Source organism: Corynebacterium sp. 1103A, from assembly GCF_055700955.1.
This window is the reverse complement of sequence record NZ_JASTTF010000001.1, coordinates 234,702-251,979: the sequence shown is the minus strand read 5'-3', so window position 1 is coordinate 251,979 and position 17,278 is coordinate 234,702. Positions and strand designations below refer to the sequence as shown.

General features: G+C 63.7%; 14 protein-coding genes. 9 read left to right on the top strand and 5 right to left on the bottom strand.

Annotated features, from left to right (window positions below):
* Window positions 1-109 precede the first annotated feature (109 nt).
* On the bottom strand, window positions 110-1,228 hold the full coding sequence (locus tag QQS52_RS01140; protein WP_472772186.1) for a DNA recombination protein RmuC: 1,119 nt from the start codon (window positions 1,226-1,228) through the stop codon (window positions 110-112).
* A 35-nt stretch (window positions 1,229-1,263) separates the two neighbouring features.
* Window positions 1,264-2,610 carry an AI-2E family transporter gene (locus tag QQS52_RS01135; RefSeq protein ID WP_472772277.1) on the bottom strand — a complete coding sequence of 449 codons (1,347 nt, stop codon included), beginning with the start codon at window positions 2,608-2,610 and terminating at the stop codon, window positions 1,264-1,266.
* 157 nt (window positions 2,611-2,767) lie between these two features.
* Here QQS52_RS01135 and ychF point away from each other — a divergent pair, with 157 nt between their 5' ends.
* Window positions 2,768-3,853 (top strand): redox-regulated ATPase YchF, encoded by a 1,086-nt coding sequence (gene ychF / locus QQS52_RS01130; RefSeq protein ID WP_472772185.1) that lies wholly within the window; start codon window positions 2,768-2,770, stop codon window positions 3,851-3,853.
* Here ychF and QQS52_RS01125 read toward each other — a convergent pair.
* Window positions 3,850-4,278, bottom strand: a complete 429-nt coding sequence (locus QQS52_RS01125) for a pyroglutamyl-peptidase I family protein (RefSeq protein WP_472772184.1) — start codon at window positions 4,276-4,278, stop codon at window positions 3,850-3,852. The genes ychF and QQS52_RS01125 overlap by 4 nt on opposite strands.
* Before the next feature lie 41 nt (window positions 4,279-4,319).
* On the opposite strand from QQS52_RS01125, the gene QQS52_RS01120 reads away from it, so the two are divergent.
* Both QQS52_RS01120 and QQS52_RS01115 read left to right on the top strand, forming a co-directional pair.
* Window positions 4,320-4,886 carry a mismatch-specific DNA-glycosylase gene (locus QQS52_RS01120; protein ID WP_472772183.1) on the top strand — a complete coding sequence of 189 codons (567 nt, stop codon included), beginning with the start codon at window positions 4,320-4,322 and terminating at the stop codon, window positions 4,884-4,886.
* A 107-nt stretch (window positions 4,887-4,993) separates the two neighbouring features.
* Complete coding sequence (locus QQS52_RS01115) at window positions 4,994-5,527, top strand: type 1 glutamine amidotransferase domain-containing protein (RefSeq protein ID WP_472772276.1); 534 nt, start codon at window positions 4,994-4,996, stop codon at window positions 5,525-5,527.
* A 71-nt stretch (window positions 5,528-5,598) separates the two neighbouring features.
* Here the strand turns inward: QQS52_RS01115 and QQS52_RS01110 are convergent, their stop codons facing one another.
* Window positions 5,599-6,324: a FadR/GntR family transcriptional regulator gene (locus QQS52_RS01110; protein WP_472772182.1), complete on the bottom strand. Its 726-nt coding sequence runs from the start codon at window positions 6,322-6,324 to the stop codon at window positions 5,599-5,601.
* Window positions 6,325-6,788: 464 nt separating this feature from the next.
* Here QQS52_RS01110 and QQS52_RS01105 point away from each other — a divergent pair, with 464 nt between their 5' ends.
* Both QQS52_RS01105 and QQS52_RS01100 read left to right on the top strand, forming a co-directional pair.
* Window positions 6,789-7,724 (top strand): PRC and DUF2382 domain-containing protein, encoded by a 936-nt coding sequence (locus QQS52_RS01105; RefSeq protein ID WP_472772181.1) that lies wholly within the window; start codon window positions 6,789-6,791, stop codon window positions 7,722-7,724.
* Window positions 7,725-7,962: 238 nt separating this feature from the next.
* On the top strand, window positions 7,963-9,174 hold the full coding sequence (locus QQS52_RS01100) for an MFS transporter (protein ID WP_472772180.1): 1,212 nt from the start codon (window positions 7,963-7,965) through the stop codon (window positions 9,172-9,174).
* 130 nt (window positions 9,175-9,304) lie between these two features.
* On the opposite strand, the gene QQS52_RS01095 is transcribed toward QQS52_RS01100, so the two are convergent.
* Window positions 9,305-10,693 carry a dicarboxylate/amino acid:cation symporter gene (locus QQS52_RS01095; RefSeq protein ID WP_472772179.1) on the bottom strand — a complete coding sequence of 463 codons (1,389 nt, stop codon included), beginning with the start codon at window positions 10,691-10,693 and terminating at the stop codon, window positions 9,305-9,307.
* Between the two features lie 152 nt (window positions 10,694-10,845).
* On the opposite strand from QQS52_RS01095, the gene QQS52_RS01090 reads away from it, so the two are divergent.
* The 4 genes from QQS52_RS01090 (at window position 10,846) to nrfD (ending at window position 17,120) form a co-directional block, all read left to right on the top strand.
* Window positions 10,846-11,544: a PIG-L deacetylase family protein gene (locus QQS52_RS01090; protein WP_472772178.1), complete on the top strand. Its 699-nt coding sequence runs from the start codon at window positions 10,846-10,848 to the stop codon at window positions 11,542-11,544.
* A 108-nt stretch (window positions 11,545-11,652) separates the two neighbouring features.
* Complete coding sequence (gene fdnG, locus QQS52_RS01085) at window positions 11,653-14,931, top strand: formate dehydrogenase-N subunit alpha (protein ID WP_472772177.1); 3,279 nt, start codon at window positions 11,653-11,655, stop codon at window positions 14,929-14,931.
* A 72-nt stretch (window positions 14,932-15,003) separates the two neighbouring features.
* Window positions 15,004-16,005 carry a 4Fe-4S dicluster domain-containing protein gene (locus tag QQS52_RS01080; protein WP_472772275.1) on the top strand — a complete coding sequence of 334 codons (1,002 nt, stop codon included), beginning with the start codon at window positions 15,004-15,006 and terminating at the stop codon, window positions 16,003-16,005.
* Window positions 16,002-17,120 (top strand): NrfD/PsrC family molybdoenzyme membrane anchor subunit, encoded by a 1,119-nt coding sequence (gene nrfD, locus QQS52_RS01075; protein ID WP_472772176.1) that lies wholly within the window; start codon window positions 16,002-16,004, stop codon window positions 17,118-17,120. The genes QQS52_RS01080 and nrfD overlap by 4 nt, the downstream gene beginning before the upstream one ends.
* The last annotated feature ends 158 nt before the right edge of the window (window positions 17,121-17,278 follow it).

Sequence of the window (17,278 nt, the reverse complement as noted above, 5' to 3'; positions counted from 1 at the left end):
TCTACCTGCCGCCCATCGTGTCCTGGGAATCATTTAGCCGCGTGCCCTAAGTCTCCCAGGCAGGGCCGGGGTTTTCGGGACGGGGCCGGGAGCAGGCGGGAGCAAAAGGCTAGTCGGACTCGGCGGCGTGGCGCGGAGAGGACTCTACCGGGGAGATCTGCGGCGGGTGCTTGTCGGTGCGGGCCGGGATATCCATCTCTGCGAGCCGCCGGGAGGTGACCATGACGCGGCTGTCGAAGGAACCCAGCGTGGAGTTGAAGGCATCGACCGCCTTTTCCAGGTTGCGGCCCACCTTGTTGAAATGCTCGCCCACGGTGTTGACCCGGCTGTAGAGCTCGCGCCCCAGGCGCTGGACCTCCCGGGCCTTGTCGGAGAGATCCTCCTGCCGCCAGCCCAACGCCACGGTACGCAGCAGTGCGAACAGCGTGGTGGGGGTCGCGATGACGATGTTGCGGGAGAAGGCGAATTCCAAAAGCTCGGGGTCCACGCTGAGAGCGGCGTCCAAGAAGGGATCCGCGGGCACGAAGAGGACCACGAATTCTGGGGTGGGTTGGAAGGCCTCGATGTAGTCCTTGCCTGACAGCGTGGTGATGTGGTTGCGCATCTGGTGGACGTGGTGGCGCAGGAAGGCTGCGTGTTCCTCGGGGTCCTGGGCCTCCAATGCGTCGAGGTAGGAGCTAAACGGCACCTTTGCGTCCACGACAATGTGCCGCCCGCCGCTCAAGTGGACCAGCAGGTCCGGGCGGACCTGGTGGCTGCCGAAGTGGGCGGAGACCTGCGGATTAAAGTCTACGTGCTTGACCATGCCGCCCAGTTCGACGACGCGCTCGAGCTGCATCTCGCCCCACCGGCCACGCACATTGGGCGAGCGTAGGGCGGTGACCAGCTGGTCGGTCCTGTCGGACAGGCGGGTAGAAGTGCGCATCATTGCTTGGACCTGGCCGCGCAGGGAGGAAAACTCGCTGGCGCGGTCGGCTTCCAGCTCCCGCAGGTGGAGGCCCAGCCGGTCCATAGCTTTTTCCAGGGGAGCTAGTGATTCGGCGACGTCGGCGCGCCGTTGCTGGGAGGCTTGCAGGGCGGCCTGCTGTTGTTGGGCGGCGCTGGGGCCGGCCGTGGGGTCGGTGGGCTGCCGGCGCTGCCAGTGGGCATGCCCGAGCCAGCCCAGGACGGCTCCGAGGGCCACACTGATGAGAAGGAAGGCAACCGTGGCGAGCGTGGAAGTACTCATACCATCTAACTTCGCACACCCGCCGGACGGAAGCCTTAAGATTCCTCCCGCGTTTCGAACATCCGCGCGATTTTATCCTTCAGCTTGCGGATCCCGGTGCGGGCCGCCGGACGCTCGTACTCCGGCGGCGGGGAGCTCAGATCGACCAATTCGCTCACGTCCGCGCCGTCGGGCGCGGGGGCTTCCTCGCGCCAATCCCGGCGCTGGCGCAGGCCCTGCTCCTGCTTGACACGGCCGACGAGGTAGCCGGCCATCGTGGAAAACTCGACGTCGTCGGTGGTCTTCTCGCCGGACTGCAGCATGAGGATGTCCTGGACGTAGCGGTAGGCCACCGCGATCATCGCTGCGGCGGGCACGGCGAGGAAGGCGCCGACCAGAGCGAAGAGCGCCGAACCCAGCGTGACGGAGACCAGGACGATAACCGGGTGCAGGCTCATCGCGCGGGCCTGCAGCCACGGCGAGAGCACGTTGCCTTCCAGCTGCTGGACCAGTAGGACCAGGCCGAGCACCATGAGGGCCTCGGTAAAGCCCAAGGAGACTAGGGCAATGGTCACGGACAGCGCGCCCGCCACGATGGCGCCGATGAACGGGATGAACCCAGCGATGAAGGTGATGATCGCCAGGGCCATCGCTAGCGGCACGCCAATAATGGCGAGGCCGCCGCCGATGAAGATGGCGTCGATACCGGAGACCAGCGCCTGGGCCCGGATGAACCCGCCCAGCGTGTTCCAGCCGCGCGTGAACAGCTCGGTCAGGTGCCAGCCGGCGCGGCGGCCGACGCTTTCGCGCAGCCAGGGCAGGAATTTGTGCCCGTCCTTGAGGAAGAAGAACGTCAGCACGGTGACGATCACGAGGGTAATCAGTAGGGAGGTCGCCGTGCCGATGCCGGTGAACACGGACCCGGCGATATCGCCGGCCTGGGCCTGGAGCCAGGAGGCGATGTCGTCGATGTACTGGCCCATATCGTCGCTGTCCAGGTTCAGCGGCGGCCCCTGCGCCCACAGCTGCAGGCGCTGGATGCCCTCGACGGTCTGCAGGTAAAGCGACTGCGACTGGCGCGCGAAATCCGGCGCGATGAATGCGATGAGGCCACCGACCAAGGCCACGAAGGTCAGCATGGTGATCGCCGCGGCCAGGGAAGCGGGGAAGTGGTAGCGCCGGAGCCAGCCGGCAATCGGTGCCAACACCGTACAGACGATCAGAGCCAAGATGACCGGCAGGATCCCCTGCCAGAAACTGCCGATGAGCCAGCCGAGGGCGTACATGAGCAGCCCAATGACGAAGATGCGCACCGACCACAGGGCGGTGCTGCGGATGTAGTGCCCGAGCACGACCAAGCGGTCGACTTGGTCGCCCGGTGGGTGGGGAGAGACCGACTTCAGTAACTTCTGTTGGCCCTCCGCGGAGGTTAAGGCCGGGTTAGCGGCTTCATCTTCTTGAGAACTCACGTTCACTATCTTGCCTTAAAAGGGCGTAAGAATGGGAAATACCTGCAACCGGCTGTCGGCTACCGGCCTTCGGTGCGTTAGGATTGGGCACGTGAGTCTTACATTAGGAATTGTCGGATTGCCCAACGTTGGCAAGTCCACGCTGTTTAACGCCCTGACCCGCAGCGACATCTTGGCGGCGAACTACCCGTTCGCCACCATTGAGCCCAACGTGGGCTTGGTGGAGCTTCCCGATGCGCGCCTGAACCGCCTGGCGGACATCTACTCCTCCGAGCGCATTCTGCCAGCGACGGTTTCCTTCGTAGACATTGCCGGCATCGTTAAGGGTGCTTCCGAGGGTGAAGGCATGGGTAACGCCTTCCTGTCCAATATCCGCGAGGCCGACGCCATCTGCCAGGTTGTGCGCGCCTTCTCCGACGACAACGTCATCCACGTCGACGGCCAGGTCAACCCGACCAGCGATATCTCGGTCATTAACACCGAACTCATCCTGGCCGACCTCCAGACCATCGAAAAGGCCCTGCCGCGGCTAGAGAAGGAGGCAAAGAAGAACAAGGACCTGGCCGAGACCGTCGAGGAGACCAAGAAGGCCCAGGAGATCCTGGAGGACGACACCACCTTGTTCGCCGCCGCCAAGGATGGCAAGGTCGACCTCGACCTCCTCAAGGAGCTGCACCTGATGACGGCGAAGCCGTTCCTCTACGTGTTCAACTCGGACGAAGAGGTGCTTACCGACGAGGCCAAGAAGGATAAGCTGCGCCAGCTGGTCGCCCCGGCCGACTGCGTCTTTTTGGATGCCAAGACTGAGACCGAGCTGCTGGAGCTGGACGACGACGAGGCCCTCGAGCTGCTCGAGTCCGTCGGCCAGACCGAGCCGGGCCTGCAGACCCTGGCTAAGGCCGGTTTCAACACCCTCGGCCTGCAGACCTACCTGACGGCCGGCCCGAAGGAGTCCCGCGCCTGGACCATTCACCAGGGCGATACCGCTCCGCAGGCCGCCGGCGTTATCCACTCCGACTTCGAGAAGGGCTTCATCAAGGCCGAGATCGTCTCCTTCGAGGACCTTGATGCCGCAGGCTCCATGGCCGAGGCCCGCAACCACGGCAAGGTCCGCCAGGAAGGTAAGGACTACATTATGCAGGACGGCGACGTCGTGGACTTTAAGTTCAACGTCTAAGCCTTAATACTTTTCCGGCCCAGTGCAGTGTGTTCCTGGGCCGGATTTTTATATGTGGCGAGTACCCCTAATCCACGTGACCGGCGGGCGGAGGGGTGCTGTCCTCCTCGTCCGCGGCGCCGGTGACTAGCGCCTGCAAGGCAGCGACGATGCCGGCCGTGATGGCGTCCTGCGTTAGTCCCTCCCTGGTGAGCGCTCCGGTGGCGGGATTCCGCCAAGCCTAAGCACACGACGAAATCCGGGCTGTGGCCGGCGATCAGCTCGTCCAATTGTTCCCGGGCCGCGGCGAACTCCACGGGCAGTACGGCGGTGGTGACGTCGGCGGCATCGGCAAGCGCGCTTTCGATGCCGGGCAGCGCCGCGCGCGTCGGATTGTAGGAGCTCGGCCCGAATGGGGCGAAGGCGGTGACCGACAGGGAAGGCATGGTGCCAAAGTCTAGTGGCTATCGGGACTAGCCTGGGGCTTATGCGTTTTAGCCAAGAAGAACTGGCCGCCTACCGCGGCGCCACCGTGCCGGATCTGCTGCCGGAGCCGTTGCGTTTGTTATTCGTCGGCATCAACCCGAGCCTGTGGACCGCCGCTACCGGCGCGCACTTCGCCCGCCCGGGTAACCGCTTCTATCCGGCCCTTTTCCGAGCTGGGTTGACTACCCACCAGTTCGATGCCACGGGCGGCTACGCGGACGCCGACTTTGCCGAGCTGCAAGAACGAGGCATCGGCGTGTCCAACCTCGTTCCGCGCGCCACCGCCCGGGCCGACGAGCTAACCACCGAAGAGCTGCGCCAGGCGCCGGCGCGCTTGGACGACATCGTTAGCACACACCACCCGAAAGTCGTGGCCGTGCTGGGGATTACCGCCTACCGCAAGGCCTTTAGCCTGCCCAAGGCAGTCATCGGGGAGCAGGACTCGCCGTGGGAGGGCACCCGCCTGTTTGTGCTCGACAACCCCAGCGGACTTAACGCGCATGCCAGCGTCGCGGACCATGCGGCTGGGTACCGGAAGGTGGCTAAGGCCGCGGGCATAGAAGTGTAAGCCTTTTGGGCCCAGATTCATCCCGTGCGGAGGGCTTCTGCAAGAACGAAAAATGGCGCCTACGATCGGGGCCGTACGTTACTTTCGAATTTCAAGGAGTGATTGTTGTGGCCGATCTGTCCAACAAGACCGTTGCGGTTATCGCTACCGACGGCTTCGAGGATTCGGAGCTGACCTCCCCGGTCGAGGTCGTGAAGAACGCGGGTGCGACCGTGAAGATTATCGCCCCGAAGGGCGGCGTCATCGAGGGCAAGAATGGCACCAAAGTCGACGTCGATACCACCACGGCCCTGGCCAAGGGGGAGTCTTTCGACGGCATCATCCTGCCCGGTGGCACCGGCAACGCGGATGCGCTACGCATGGACAAGGACGCGGTTGAGCTGGTAGGAAAGCACGTTGACGCGTACCTGCCTCTCGGGGTCATCTGCCACGGCGCCTGGATCCTCACTGATGCGGACGTGCTCAAGGGCCGCACCCTGACCTCCTTCCCGTCCCTGCAGACGGACCTGCGCAATGCGGGCGCTACCTGGGTCGACGACGAGGTCGTCTGCGACCAGGGCCTGGTTAGCTCCCGCACGCCGGACGATCTGCCGGCCTTCAACGATAAGCTGGTTGAGGAGATCGCAGAGGGGCAGCACTAAACCCTGCTTGACGATGCCCGGTCGCTGGAGTTTCGCTTCCGCCGCTGCCGGGTTTTTGCGTGCCTAGTTTTCTAGCTCGAGCGGGCGCTAGAGCGATTCCCCATGGTGTGGCGGTCGATGGCGCGTTTGAGCGGGGAGTAGTGCTCGACGACGACGCGGCGGTAGGCTTCGGCATCACCGGCGTAGAGGGCGTTGATGATGTCCTGGTGGGCCTCGACGGTCAGATCGAGGTTTTCCGAAAGGGCGATGCGCACGTGCGGAAGGACGGCCATGTGGACCTGCCAGAAGGCATCGGAAAGCTCTTTGATGAGTGGGTTGGATGTTACCGAAACCAGCTGGGCGTGGAAGGCGCGGTCCTCGCGGGTGAACAATTCCCCCTTGGCGCGCCGGGCGCGCATGCCCTCAACGATGGTCTGCAGCTGGGACATGTCTTCGCCGCGGTAGTGAATGACCAGGTCGTCGGTCATCCATAGGTCGAGGGCCTGGCGGGTGTTGACCACGTCTAGGAGGCGCTCGAGGAAGTGGTCCGTGTCCAAAATGATGCGGAAGACCATGCTCGTGACCATGGGGGAGAGGGACATATCGGCCACGTAGGTGCCGTGGCCGTGGCGGACCTCGACGATGTCGAGGCTCGACAGTGTGCGCACTGATTCGCGCACGCTGGAGCGGGAGCAGCCTAGCTCCTCGCACAGTGCGGCTTCGGAGGGCAGCATATCACCGGTGGTCAGCCGCCGGGAACGGATGTAGTTGATAATGCCGGTCACGGCATGGGCAGCGGCGCCGGAGTGGTTGAACATGGAGGGACTGACTTTCTAGCTTTCTAGCTGGGGGCCGGCGGACTCAGTTTCTTTTAGTTTAGTCGGTGCGTGCCAGGTGGTGTGAGTTTTTTCGGTGTCGCTTCGGTGTTGGTTCGGTGTTGCTTCGGTGGCGGAAATATTTGGGCCCGGGCCGCGGGGGTAGCGTGTCTGGAGCCCTATAAACGACACTTAAGCGACGCGAGACACCTTAAACATCCGGTGTGAATCAAATGTAGTCAATTTGTTATCAAGGCCTGGCCTGCGATTACGGCCTCATTTCGCGGCCATTTATGGAAAACACAGACTTTTTCATGGCGATATTGAGCTGGGGGCGTATCTTGGGCGGCAGCACGGAAAAGCAAATAAGTTAACTACACCGGTGAGAAGAAAGCAAATCACGGGTGTAGGCCGTGTGTTTCTGACAGACGAAATTACCAATAACTAACCGAGAGGAAAGTGTGACTATGTCTAAGGATATTAAGGACCTGCTCAACGCCACCGCCTACGACAAGGACGGCGAGAAGCTCGGCGACGTCAACGAGATCTTCGTGGACGACAACACCGGTAAGCCCACCTTCGTGGACGTCAAGCACGGTCTGTTCGGCATGAACAGCAGCCTGGTCCCGCTACGCGGCCACGACTTCAACGGCGACGAGCTGCGTCTGGCGTTCTCCAAGGATCGCATCAAGGACGCGCCGGACTTCGATTCCGACTCCGCACTGACCCCGGAACAGCAGAACGACATCTTCCGCCACTACGGCCTGGAGCAGGCCGAGGACCGCACCGAATACCGCGACGCTAACCGCGAGATCAACCGCGGGCAGGGTCGCACCGAAGCTGGCGTTGCTGGCGCCGGCGCCGGCGCGGGTGTTGCAGGTGCTGGCGTTGCCGGTGAGCGCACCGCAGCTGACGAGAAGAAGGTGGCTGGCGAGCACGCTGCTGACAAGAACGTGGCTGACCGTGAGGCAGCAACCGCTGACCGTCAGGCTGCAGCTAACAACCGCACCGCTGCGGCCAACGACGGTTCCATGATCCGTTCTGAGGAGCAGCTCAACGTCAACAAGGAAAAGGTTGCCACCGGCGAGACTCGCCTGCGTAAGTACGTGGTCACCGACACCGAGACCGTCGAGGTCCCAGTCACCCACGAAGAGGTTCGCGTCGAGCGCACCCCGATTTCCGAGGAAGAAGCCGCTAACTTCACCGGCGAGATCAAGGACGGCGACACCGATGAGGCTTCCGTCACCCTGCACGAAGAGCGCGTCGACGTGAACAAGGAGACCGTCCCGGTCGAGAAGATCAACCTCAACAAGGAGCAGGTCACCGAGACCCAGCGTCACACCGAGGAGCTGCGCAAGGAGCAGATCGACACCGACGGTATCGGTACCCAGGACAAGAAGTAAACACTTCCTCGTCTAACTAGCACGCCCCGGCAGGCCCGCGCCTGCCGGGGCTTTGTGCTGCCTGCAGTCTTCTAGCTGCCGGTTTTTGTAGTTTACCTGCCGGTTTCGGGCTGGCTGTAGGCCTCTGTTCGGCTTTTGTGGTCGGTGGGCCGGTGCGCCGGCGGGCGAGTGATACTGATAAGATATTTCGGTTCCAATAGTTCCCGCTGCCACGTGCAGCTTTCAAAGATTCAAGAAGGTGACCCATACGTCCGTAACGCATGCCGACAACGACAAGCTGCTTAACCCGACTTTCATCCTCGCGTGGATCGTCAATTTCGCGCAGTTTCTGGTCTTCTACATCCTAATCACCACGATGGCGGTCTACGCCGTCACCCAGTTCGGTGCTTCCGATACCGCCGGTGGCTTCGCCGCTAGCTCCTTCGTCGTGGGCGCCACCGTGGCCCGGCTTTTCTCCGGCTATGTGGTCGACACTGTAGGGCGCCGGTCCTCGCTCATGGTGTCGCTGGTGCTGGTTGTGGTCAGCTGTGCTTTGTACTTCCCAGCGCACTCGCTGGCGGTACTGATTCCCGTTCGCTTCATCCACGGCGTGGGCTACGCAGTGACCTCCACCGCGATCATGGCCGTGGCCCAAGCAGTCATCCCGAACCGCAAGCGCGCCGAAGGTACCGGTTACTTCGCACTCGGTACCACGCTGGCAACAGCAGTCGGCCCGGCCGTTGGCCTCTTCCTAGCCAACGGGCCGGGGTATACCACGATGTTCGTGGTCGTCTCCGCGTTGACCATCATCGATCTGGTTGTCGCCTGGTTCCTCAAGGTTCCGGAGAACAACCGCGACTACCGGCCGAAGTTGACCTTGGCCGCGGTGGTCCATCCGCGGGTCGCGCCCATCGGCATGTTCATGTTCTTGGTCGGCATCGGCTACGCCGGAGTGGTGACCTTCCTTAACTCTTATGCGCACGCGACCGGGCTGACCGCCGGCGCAGGGCTGTTCTTCATCGCCTACTCCGCGATGACCTTCGCCATGCGCTTCTTCCTGGGGCGCCTCCAAGACCGCCGCGGTGACAACAGCGTAATCTACATCACGCTGGCGGGCTTTATTGCTGGCCTCGCCCTGCTGGCCACCGCGACCGCCGACTGGCACGTGGTCATTGCGGGTGCGCTCGTCGGTTGGGGCTACGGCTCCATCATGCCGGCCGTGCAAGCTATTTCCGTGCGCCTTGTTAAGCGCGAGGAAATGGGCGCCGGCATCTCAACTATGTTCCTCTTCCTCGACCTAGGCGTGGGCTTGGGCCCGATCTTCCTGGGCATGCTCGTTACTGCGACCGGCTACTCGGCAATGTACTGGTTGCTCGCCGGCCTCATCGTGGTGGCGGGTTGCGTCTATTACCTCGTGCACGGCCGTACCGATGCCGCCAAGGGGAGCAATTTGCACACCGAGGACATTTAGGGGCGTGCCCTTCGCGCTCACGGGGAGCAGGTTTTGGACAGCCAGGCCTTGCTGGTGACCGCGAAGGGTTCATCAAGGGGGGAAGGGCACATGAAAAGCCCCCGAAGGGGCTAGTTCATTCGGTGCCGGCTTAGGCGGCAGGGTGCTTGGACGGCTCGATGATGTCGCCGACGCCGTGTTCGGCGGCGTCCCAGACTTGCTTGTCCTGGATGCCGGCGCGCTTGGCCACGATGGTGGCGCACACGGACTGGCCGGTGACGTTGACGGCGGTGCGGCCCATGTCGATGATGGGCTCGATGGCCAGCAGGAGGCCGACGCCGGCCAGGGGCAGCCCCAGGGTGGACAGCGTCAGGGTCAGCATGACGGTCGCGCCGGTGGTGCCCGCGGTGGCTGCGGAGCCGATGACCGAGACGAAGATGATGAGCAGGTACTGAGTCGGGCTCAGCGGGATGTCGTAGAACTGGGCGACGAAGATGGCGGCGATGGCCGGGTAGATGGAGGCGCAGCCGTCCATCTTGGTGGTCGCGCCGAGCGGGATGGCGAAGGAGGCGTATTCGCGCGGCACGCCCATGGCTTTTTCGGTGAAGCGCTGGGTCACCGGCATGACGCCCATGGAGGAACGGGTGACAAAGCCGAGGGAGAACACGGGCCAAACGCGCTTGTAGAAGCCCATGACCGGGATGCGGTTGTAGGCCAAAACGGCGGGGTAGACAACCAGGATGACCAGGGCCAGGCCGACGTACATGGCAAGCACGAACTTGCCCAGGGAGGCGAGGGCGTCCCATCCATAGGAGGAGACGGCCTTACCGATGAGCGCGGCGGTACCGATAGGCGCCAGGCGGATGATCCACCACAACACGACCTGGATGACCTTGAGGAAGGACTCGGTGAAGTTCAGGAACGGGTCGGCGGCCTTGCCGGTCTTGACGGCGGCGATGCCGAGCGCCAGGGAGACGACGAGGATCTGCAGGGCGCCGAAGCTTAAGGAGACCTCGTTGTCGCTGAAGGAGGCGCCCAGGCCGATGAAGTTTTCCGGAACGATGGATTGGATAAAGCCCAGCCAGGATCCGACGCTGCTGGGCTCCGCGGCGGTGGTCGCGTCCACGGTGGTGCCCACGCCCGGCTTCATGACGACGGCGACGAGGATGCCGATGACCACGGAGATTAATGCGGTGATGGCGAACCAGATGAGGGTGGAAATTGCCAGGGAGGCGGCGTTGGCGACCTTGCGTAGGTTGGCGACTGAAGTGATGACCGCGGCGAAAATGAGCGGCGGCACCATCACCTTGAGGAGCTGGACGTAGGCGGAGCCGACGCCAGTGAGCAGAGAGGTCAGCCAGTTGGGATCCTCGGAGGTGCCGCCCATGCCGGCGGCGATAAAGCCGAGGATAAGGCCGACAATCAGGCCGGCGATAACTTGGGCGCCGAAGCCGGTGGCCCACTTGGGCAGGCCGGAGGAGCCGCGGGTGTTGTGGTCATCGGCGGGCGTGGCCGAGGACGACGGCGTGGAAGAGGACATGACAAACCTTTTCTGAAAAATGAACCGACTAGGTTAGGAAAAATAGACAGGGTAGTTCTTTTGATTGCCTGTTTTACCTTAGCCCCTGGCAGGTTACTCGCACAATCCTGCCGTCCCTAGCTGGGAGTTGGGCCGCCTGGCAGAATGGGGACATGGCACTCGAGATACTGGATGATTCCCGGCTGGAACGCATTCTCGTGGTGGTGGCACACCCGGATGATGCCGAGTACGGGATTTCCTGCGCGGCAAAGCAATGGAGCGACGCCGGCAAGGAGGTGGCCTACCTGCTGGTCACTGCCGGCGAGGCCGGGATTAGGAGCCTGCCGCCGGAAGAATGTGGCCCGCTGCGCGCCGAGGAGCAGCGGCGCGCCTGCGCGGCAGTCGGGGTGGAGGACTTGGAAATCCTGGATTTCCCGGACGGCCTGGTGGAGGCCTCGCCGCAGGTGCGCTTGGCCATTGCCGCCAAGATCCGGAAGTTTCAGCCGGACACCGTCGCCATCATGATGTACGGCCTGCAGGCGCGGTGGGGGCTGAACCACGTCGACCACCGCGCAGTGGGCGTGTCCACGATTGACGCCATCCGGGATGCTGACAACCCCTGGATCTTTCAGGACTTGGGCCTGCCGGCCCACAAGGCGCAGCGACTGCTGGTGGCTAACGACCCAGACAGCACCCACGTGCAGACGCTGAGTGAGGACGCGGTGGCTGGTGGGGTGGCATCGTTGAGCGAGCACAAGCGCTACCTAGAAGAGCTACCCGACCACCCTCGGCCGGAGGATTTCATCCCGCAGATGGTGGCGTTGGGCGGCGGTGGCTACGGGCTGAGAGTCCGCGTCTACGATCCGGTCTAGGCCGCGGGAAGTTGATGCGGCAACTAAAAGCCGTGGCAGTGGCTCTAACAGGGATTAATTAGGATAGCCTTTCTGGAAATTGGCGGGCCTGCGCCGTAGATTGAGGGCATGTCTAAATTTAGCCCTCTCAACTGGCCTGTCGTGCGCCAGTTCCGCTCGGGTGACGCCTTCGGCCGGGACGTGAATACCCAGTCCGCCAAGAGCCAGCACCTGCACGGCCGGACCGCGGAAGCGGACAAGGTTGTCCAGTCCGTGTGCCCCTACTGCGCGGTGGGTTGTTCCCAGCGCGTCTACGTTAAAGACGACAAGGTTATCCAGATTGAGGGCGATCCGGATTCGCCGGTCTCGCGCGGGCGCCTGTGTCCGAAGGGCTCGGCCTCGGAGCAGCTGATCAACTCCGAGTCCCGACTGACCACCATCAAGTACCGCGCGCCGTACGCCACCGAGTGGCAGGACCTAGACACGGATACCGCGATGGAAATGATCGCGGACCGGTACCTGGAGTCCCGCCGCAACGGCTGGCAGGACACGGACGATTACGGCCGTCCGCTCAACCGCACCATGGGTGTGGCTGGCCTGGGCGGTGCGACGCTCGATAACGAGGAAAACTATCTGATTAAGAAGCTGTTTACCGCCACGGGCGCGGTGCAGGTCGAAAATCAGGCCCGCATATGACACTCCGCCACCGTTCCCAGTTTGGGAACTTCGTTTGGCCGCGGCGGCGCGACCCAGCCGCTGCAGGATATGGCGAATGCGGACTGCATTGTCATTGAGGGTTCGAACATGGCCGAGTGCCACCCGGTGGGCTTCCAGTGGGTGGTTGAGGCCAAGAAGCGTGGTGCCCGCATCATCCACGTGGACCCGCGGTACACGCGTACCTCTGCCTTTGCGAACCGGCACATCGGTATCCGCGGCGGCACGGACGTGGTGCTGCTGGGTGCGTTGATCAAGTACATGATCGACAACGGTCTGTACTTCTACGACTACGTGGTCAACTACACCAACGCGCCGACCATCATCAGTGAGGACTACCTGGACACTGAGGACCTAGACGGGCTGTTCTCCGGCTTCGACCCGGAGACCGGCAAGTACGTCAATGACTCGTGGCAGTACGTCAAGAAGGATGAGGGCCAGGCGTGGAACGTGGAGCGCGACGAGACCCTGCAGCACCCGAACTCGGTGTTCCAGATTCTCAAGCGTCACTACGCCCGCTACACGCCGGAGATCGTGGAGGAGACCTGCGGTATCTCGCAGGAGGACTTCTACTACCTGGCGCAGTCGATCGCGGATAACTCCAAGCCGGATCGCACGACGTGCTTCGCCTATGCTCTGGGCTTTACCCAGCACACGCTGGGCGCACAGTTCATCCGCACGGCGGCTATCCTGCAGCTGCTGATGGGCAACGTCGGCCGCCCGGGCTCGGGCATTATGGCGCTGCGTGGGCACGCCTCCATCCAGGGCTCGACGGATATCCCGACGCTGTTTAACAACCTGCCGGGCTACCTGCCCATGCCGCACGTCCAGGACGATGGCTGGGAGAGCTACGTGGCCAACTTCGCGAAGCGGGGCTCAAAGGGCTTCTGGCAGATTGGTGAAAACTACGCCGTGTCCCTGATGAAGTCTTACTTCGGCGACGCCGCCACGAAAGACAACAACTGGGGCTTCGACATGATGCCGCGCATCTCCGGGGCGCACTCGACCTACGAGACACTCATGGGCATGCTGGACGGGCAGGTCGAGGGCTACCTAGTCTTCGGCCAGAACCCGGCAGTCGCACAGTCCAACGGCGGTATGCAGCGCCGTGGCCTGGCCGCGCTGAAGTGGCTGGTGGTCCGCGACTTCCAGGAGATCGAGACCGCTTCCTTCTGGCACGACTCCCCGGAGATTAAGACCGGCGAGCTCAAGCCGGAAGAGATCGGCACGGAGGTCTTCCTCATGCCGGCGGCCACCCACGTGGAAAAGGCAGGTACCTTTACGCAGACGCAGCGCATGTTGCAGTGGCGTTTCAAGGCTGTCGATGCCCCGGGGGAGGCCACCAGCGAGCTGTGGTTCTTCTACCAGCTGGGTAAGAAGATCAAGGAGCGCTTGGCTGACTCCACCGACCCGCGCGACCGCGCCATTCAGGCGCTGGCGTGGAACTACGAGGAAAACGAGGAAGGCGAGCCACACTCGGAGGACATCCTCAAGGAGATTAACGGCTATTACTTGGAGGGGCCGAAGAAGGGCCAGCTGCTGCCTGCGTTCACCGAGATGAAGGCGGACGGCACCACCTCGGGTGGTTGCTGGATCTACACCGGCGTCTACAAGGACGGCATCAACCACTCGGCCAAGAAGGTCCCGGGCTCGGAGCAGAACGAGGTCGCTCTGGAATGGGGCTGGGCGTGGCCGGCGAACCGCCGTATCCTGTACAACCGGGCATCGGCGGCGCCGGACGGTACCCCGTGGTCGGAGCGCAAGAAGTACATCTGGTGGGACGCTGAGGCCGGCAAGTGGGTCGGCGACGACGTACCGGACTTCCCGGCCTCACTGCCGCCGGACTACAAGGCGCCCATCGATGCGGTGGGCCCGGCCGCCTTGGACGGCACGGATGCCTTCATCATGCAGACCGACGGCCGCGGCTGGCTGTTCGCCCCGTCGGGCCTGTCGGACGGCCCGCTGCCGACGCACTACGAGCCGCATGAGTCTCCGGTGCGCAACATCCTGTACAAGCAGCAGCAGTCGCCGACGCGCCTGACCATCAAGCGCCCGGACAACCTGTCGAAGCCGGAGGCCGGAACGCCGGGATCCGAGGTCTTCCCGTTCGTCTTCTCCACGTACCGACTGACGGAGATGTACACCTCGGGTGCAATGTCGCGCCGCCTGCCGTACCTGGCGGAGCTCCAGCCGGGCTTGTTCTGCGAGGTCTCCAAGGCCCTGGCGGAAAAGCGCGGCCTGGAAAACGGCGGCTGGGCCACGATTGTATCGCCGCGTGGCGTGATCGAGGCGCAGGTGCTGGTCACCGACCGTATGGAGCCGATGGTCATCAATGGCCAGGAGTTCCACCAGTTGGGTCTGCCGTTCCACTACGGTGATTCCGACAACGCGGTCGTGGCCGGCGACGGCCCGAACGATCTGCTGGGGCTGACGCTGGAGCCGAACGTGTTCATCCAGAACTCGAAGATCGGCGCCTGCGATATCCGGCCGGGCCGCCGCCCGCGCGGCCAGGCCAAACTGGAGCTGCTCCACGAGTACCAGCGTCGCGCCAACCTGGATCTGGATTCGGGCAACCAGTTGGTCGACGTGCTCGATGAGTTCACCATCGAGTCCAAAAACGCCGACGAGGACGGCGGTAACGGCACGGACCGGACCGCTGGCAACGCGGCGGATGACGAAGGAAAGGAGCTCTAGGTGACTAACGTTTTGGGTGCTAATTCCAACGCGCTGACCGAGCACTCCCACGGGTACGACTCGTATACGCGCATGGCGTTTTTCACCGACACCTCCGTGTGCATCGGCTGCAAGGCCTGCGAGGTCGCCTGCAAGGAGTGGAACCGTAACCCGGTCGAGGGTTATGAGCTCACCGGCAACTCCTACGACAACACCGGCGCGCTGGGCGCGAACACCTGGCGCCACGTGGCGTTCGTGGAGCAGGGCGACGACCGCATTCAGGAAGCGCGCGAGGAGGGCCGTAAGCTCATTTCGCTGGGTATGCCCACCATCGGCGGCGCGGAAAAAGAGATTGACACCACCCCGCCGGATACTTCCAATTTCCGCTGGCTGATGTCCTCGGACGTGTGCAAGCACTGCACCCACGCCGGTTGCCTGGACGTGTGCCCGACGGGAGCGCTCTTCCGCACCGAGTTCGGCACCGTGGTTGTTCAGGATGATGTCTGCAACGGCTGCGGCACCTGCGTGGCCGGCTGCCCGTTCGGCGTGATTGAGCGCCGCGATGACGGCGGCGTGACCCTGAAGACGGACAAGACCGCGACCGTAGATTACGAAGACCACACTCATTCGGGCATCAACGTGTTGGCTAAGCTCAAACAGCTCAAGCCGCAGGGCGACGACCACACCGCGGGTCAGCCCATGCCGGTCAAGAATCTGGGCATTGCCCAGAAGTGCACCATGTGTTACGACCGCCTGAAGATGGGGCAGGAGCCGGCGTGCGCCAAGACCTGCCCGACTAACTCCATCCAGTTCGGCACCTACGACGACATGCTCGCCGCCGCCCAGGAGCGCGTGCGCGAGCTGCACGAGCAGGGTCTGCACGAGGCGCGCCTCTACGGCGCGAACTCGGAGGACGGCGTCGGCGGCACCGGTTCGCTGTTCTTGCTGCTGGATTCGCCGGAGGTCTACGGCCTGCCACCGGATCCGCGCGTGCCCACCGCGGACCTGCCGCAGATGTACAAGACGGCGGCGAAGGCCATCGGCGCGATGGCGCTGGCGGTCGCCGGATCCTTCGTGTTGGGAGGCAAGAAGTGAGCGCATACGACGAGTACCGGCCCCCGCAGCCGGAGCGGGCCAACCGCTACAGGAAATTCGACGACACCAAGCCGAAGCGCAAGAAGCGCGGCAAGGTAGGCGCCGGCGCGCAGGACGGCTCCAAGGAGCAGCGGATGGCGGAGGACTTCGAGTTCTCCTCCTACTACGGCAAGCCCGTGGTCAAGGCCCCACCGTGGGAGTGGCCGATTGGCGCCTACCTGTTCCTGGGCGGCGTCTCCGGCGGTTCGGCGCTGCTATCGCTGGGCGCGCAGACCACCGGCAACCGCGCCTTGCGTCGTTCGACGTCCATCTCCGCCTTCGGCGCGGCCGCGGCCGGCTCGGTCTGCCTGGTGCTCGACCTCGGCCGCCCGGAGCGGCTGCTGAACATGTTCCGTGTATTCAAGGTGACCTCGCCGATGAGCATCGGCTCCTGGATCTTGGCTACCTTCGCCACGGCGGCGTCGCTGCCGGCCCTGTCCGAGCTGGACGATGTCACCGGCCGTCGGGTCCCCCTACCGAAGTTCGCGCGTAAGGCCGTGCACAGCGCCGCCGGCTCGGCCGGTGTCGTCGCCGGCGTGCTGGGTGGCCCGCTGGCGGGTTACACCGCTGTGCTGCTGGGTAATACTTCGAACCCCACCTGGAACGACACGAAGCGTCACCTGGCCTTCGTCTTCGTTTCCTCCGCCTCGGCGGCAGCTTCCGGCTTGGCGATGGTGACCACCCCGCAGCAATTCGCCGGGCCGGCCCGAGCGCTCGGCATGATGGCCGCGGCCAGCGATTTGGTTGCCACCCGCGTTATGGAAGAAAACATGGAGCCGGAACCGCGGGAGACCCTGCACAAGGGCACGCCCGGTAAGCTGATGAAGGCCTCCGAGTACTTCATCGCCGCCGGGGGCGTGGGCACCGCGATCTCCGCGCTGACCAAGTCGCGGTGGGGCGCGGTCGCTTCCGGCCTGAGTCTGCTGGCTGGCTCTGCGTGCACGCGTTTCGGCGTGCTCAACGCGGGCCTGGAGGCGGTCAAAGACCCGATGACCACTATCGGCCCGCAGAAGCGCCGCGCCGCCGCACGCCGCGCCGAGCAGGGCCTGGATACCTCGGTCGTCACCCCGGACTAGGCGGGGTCGGCGCAGTCTTAGTTTTCGGTTTGTTAGCCCTGGGGATTGGGCGGCACAATATTGGCTCGTGTGCCCAAGGCGGGACTCAGCCTTCGGCACGAGCTATAACCGAATGAAAGATTGCATAGTCGTGACTATTCCCCGCAGGAAGTCATCCT

Excerpts from the sequence above, each read along its gene's own strand:
- QQS52_RS01140 (WP_472772186.1), bottom strand. The coding sequence starts at position 1,228 with ATGAGTACTTCCACGCTCGCCACGGTTGCCTTCCTTCTCATCAGTGTG.
- QQS52_RS01125 (WP_472772184.1), bottom strand. The coding sequence starts at position 4,278 with ATGCCTTCCCTGTCGGTCACCGCCTTCGCCCCATTCGGGCCGAGCTCC.
- QQS52_RS01120 (WP_472772183.1), top strand. The coding sequence starts at position 4,320 with ATGCGTTTTAGCCAAGAAGAACTGGCCGCCTACCGCGGCGCCACCGTG.
- QQS52_RS01110 (WP_472772182.1), bottom strand. The coding sequence starts at position 6,324 with ATGTTCAACCACTCCGGCGCCGCTGCCCATGCCGTGACCGGCATTATC.
- QQS52_RS01105 (WP_472772181.1), top strand. The coding sequence starts at position 6,789 with ATGTCTAAGGATATTAAGGACCTGCTCAACGCCACCGCCTACGACAAG.
- QQS52_RS01095 (WP_472772179.1), bottom strand. The coding sequence starts at position 10,693 with ATGTCCTCTTCCACGCCGTCGTCCTCGGCCACGCCCGCCGATGACCAC.
- QQS52_RS01090 (WP_472772178.1), top strand. The coding sequence starts at position 10,846 with ATGGCACTCGAGATACTGGATGATTCCCGGCTGGAACGCATTCTCGTG.
- QQS52_RS01080 (WP_472772275.1), top strand. The coding sequence starts at position 15,004 with ATGGCGTTTTTCACCGACACCTCCGTGTGCATCGGCTGCAAGGCCTGC.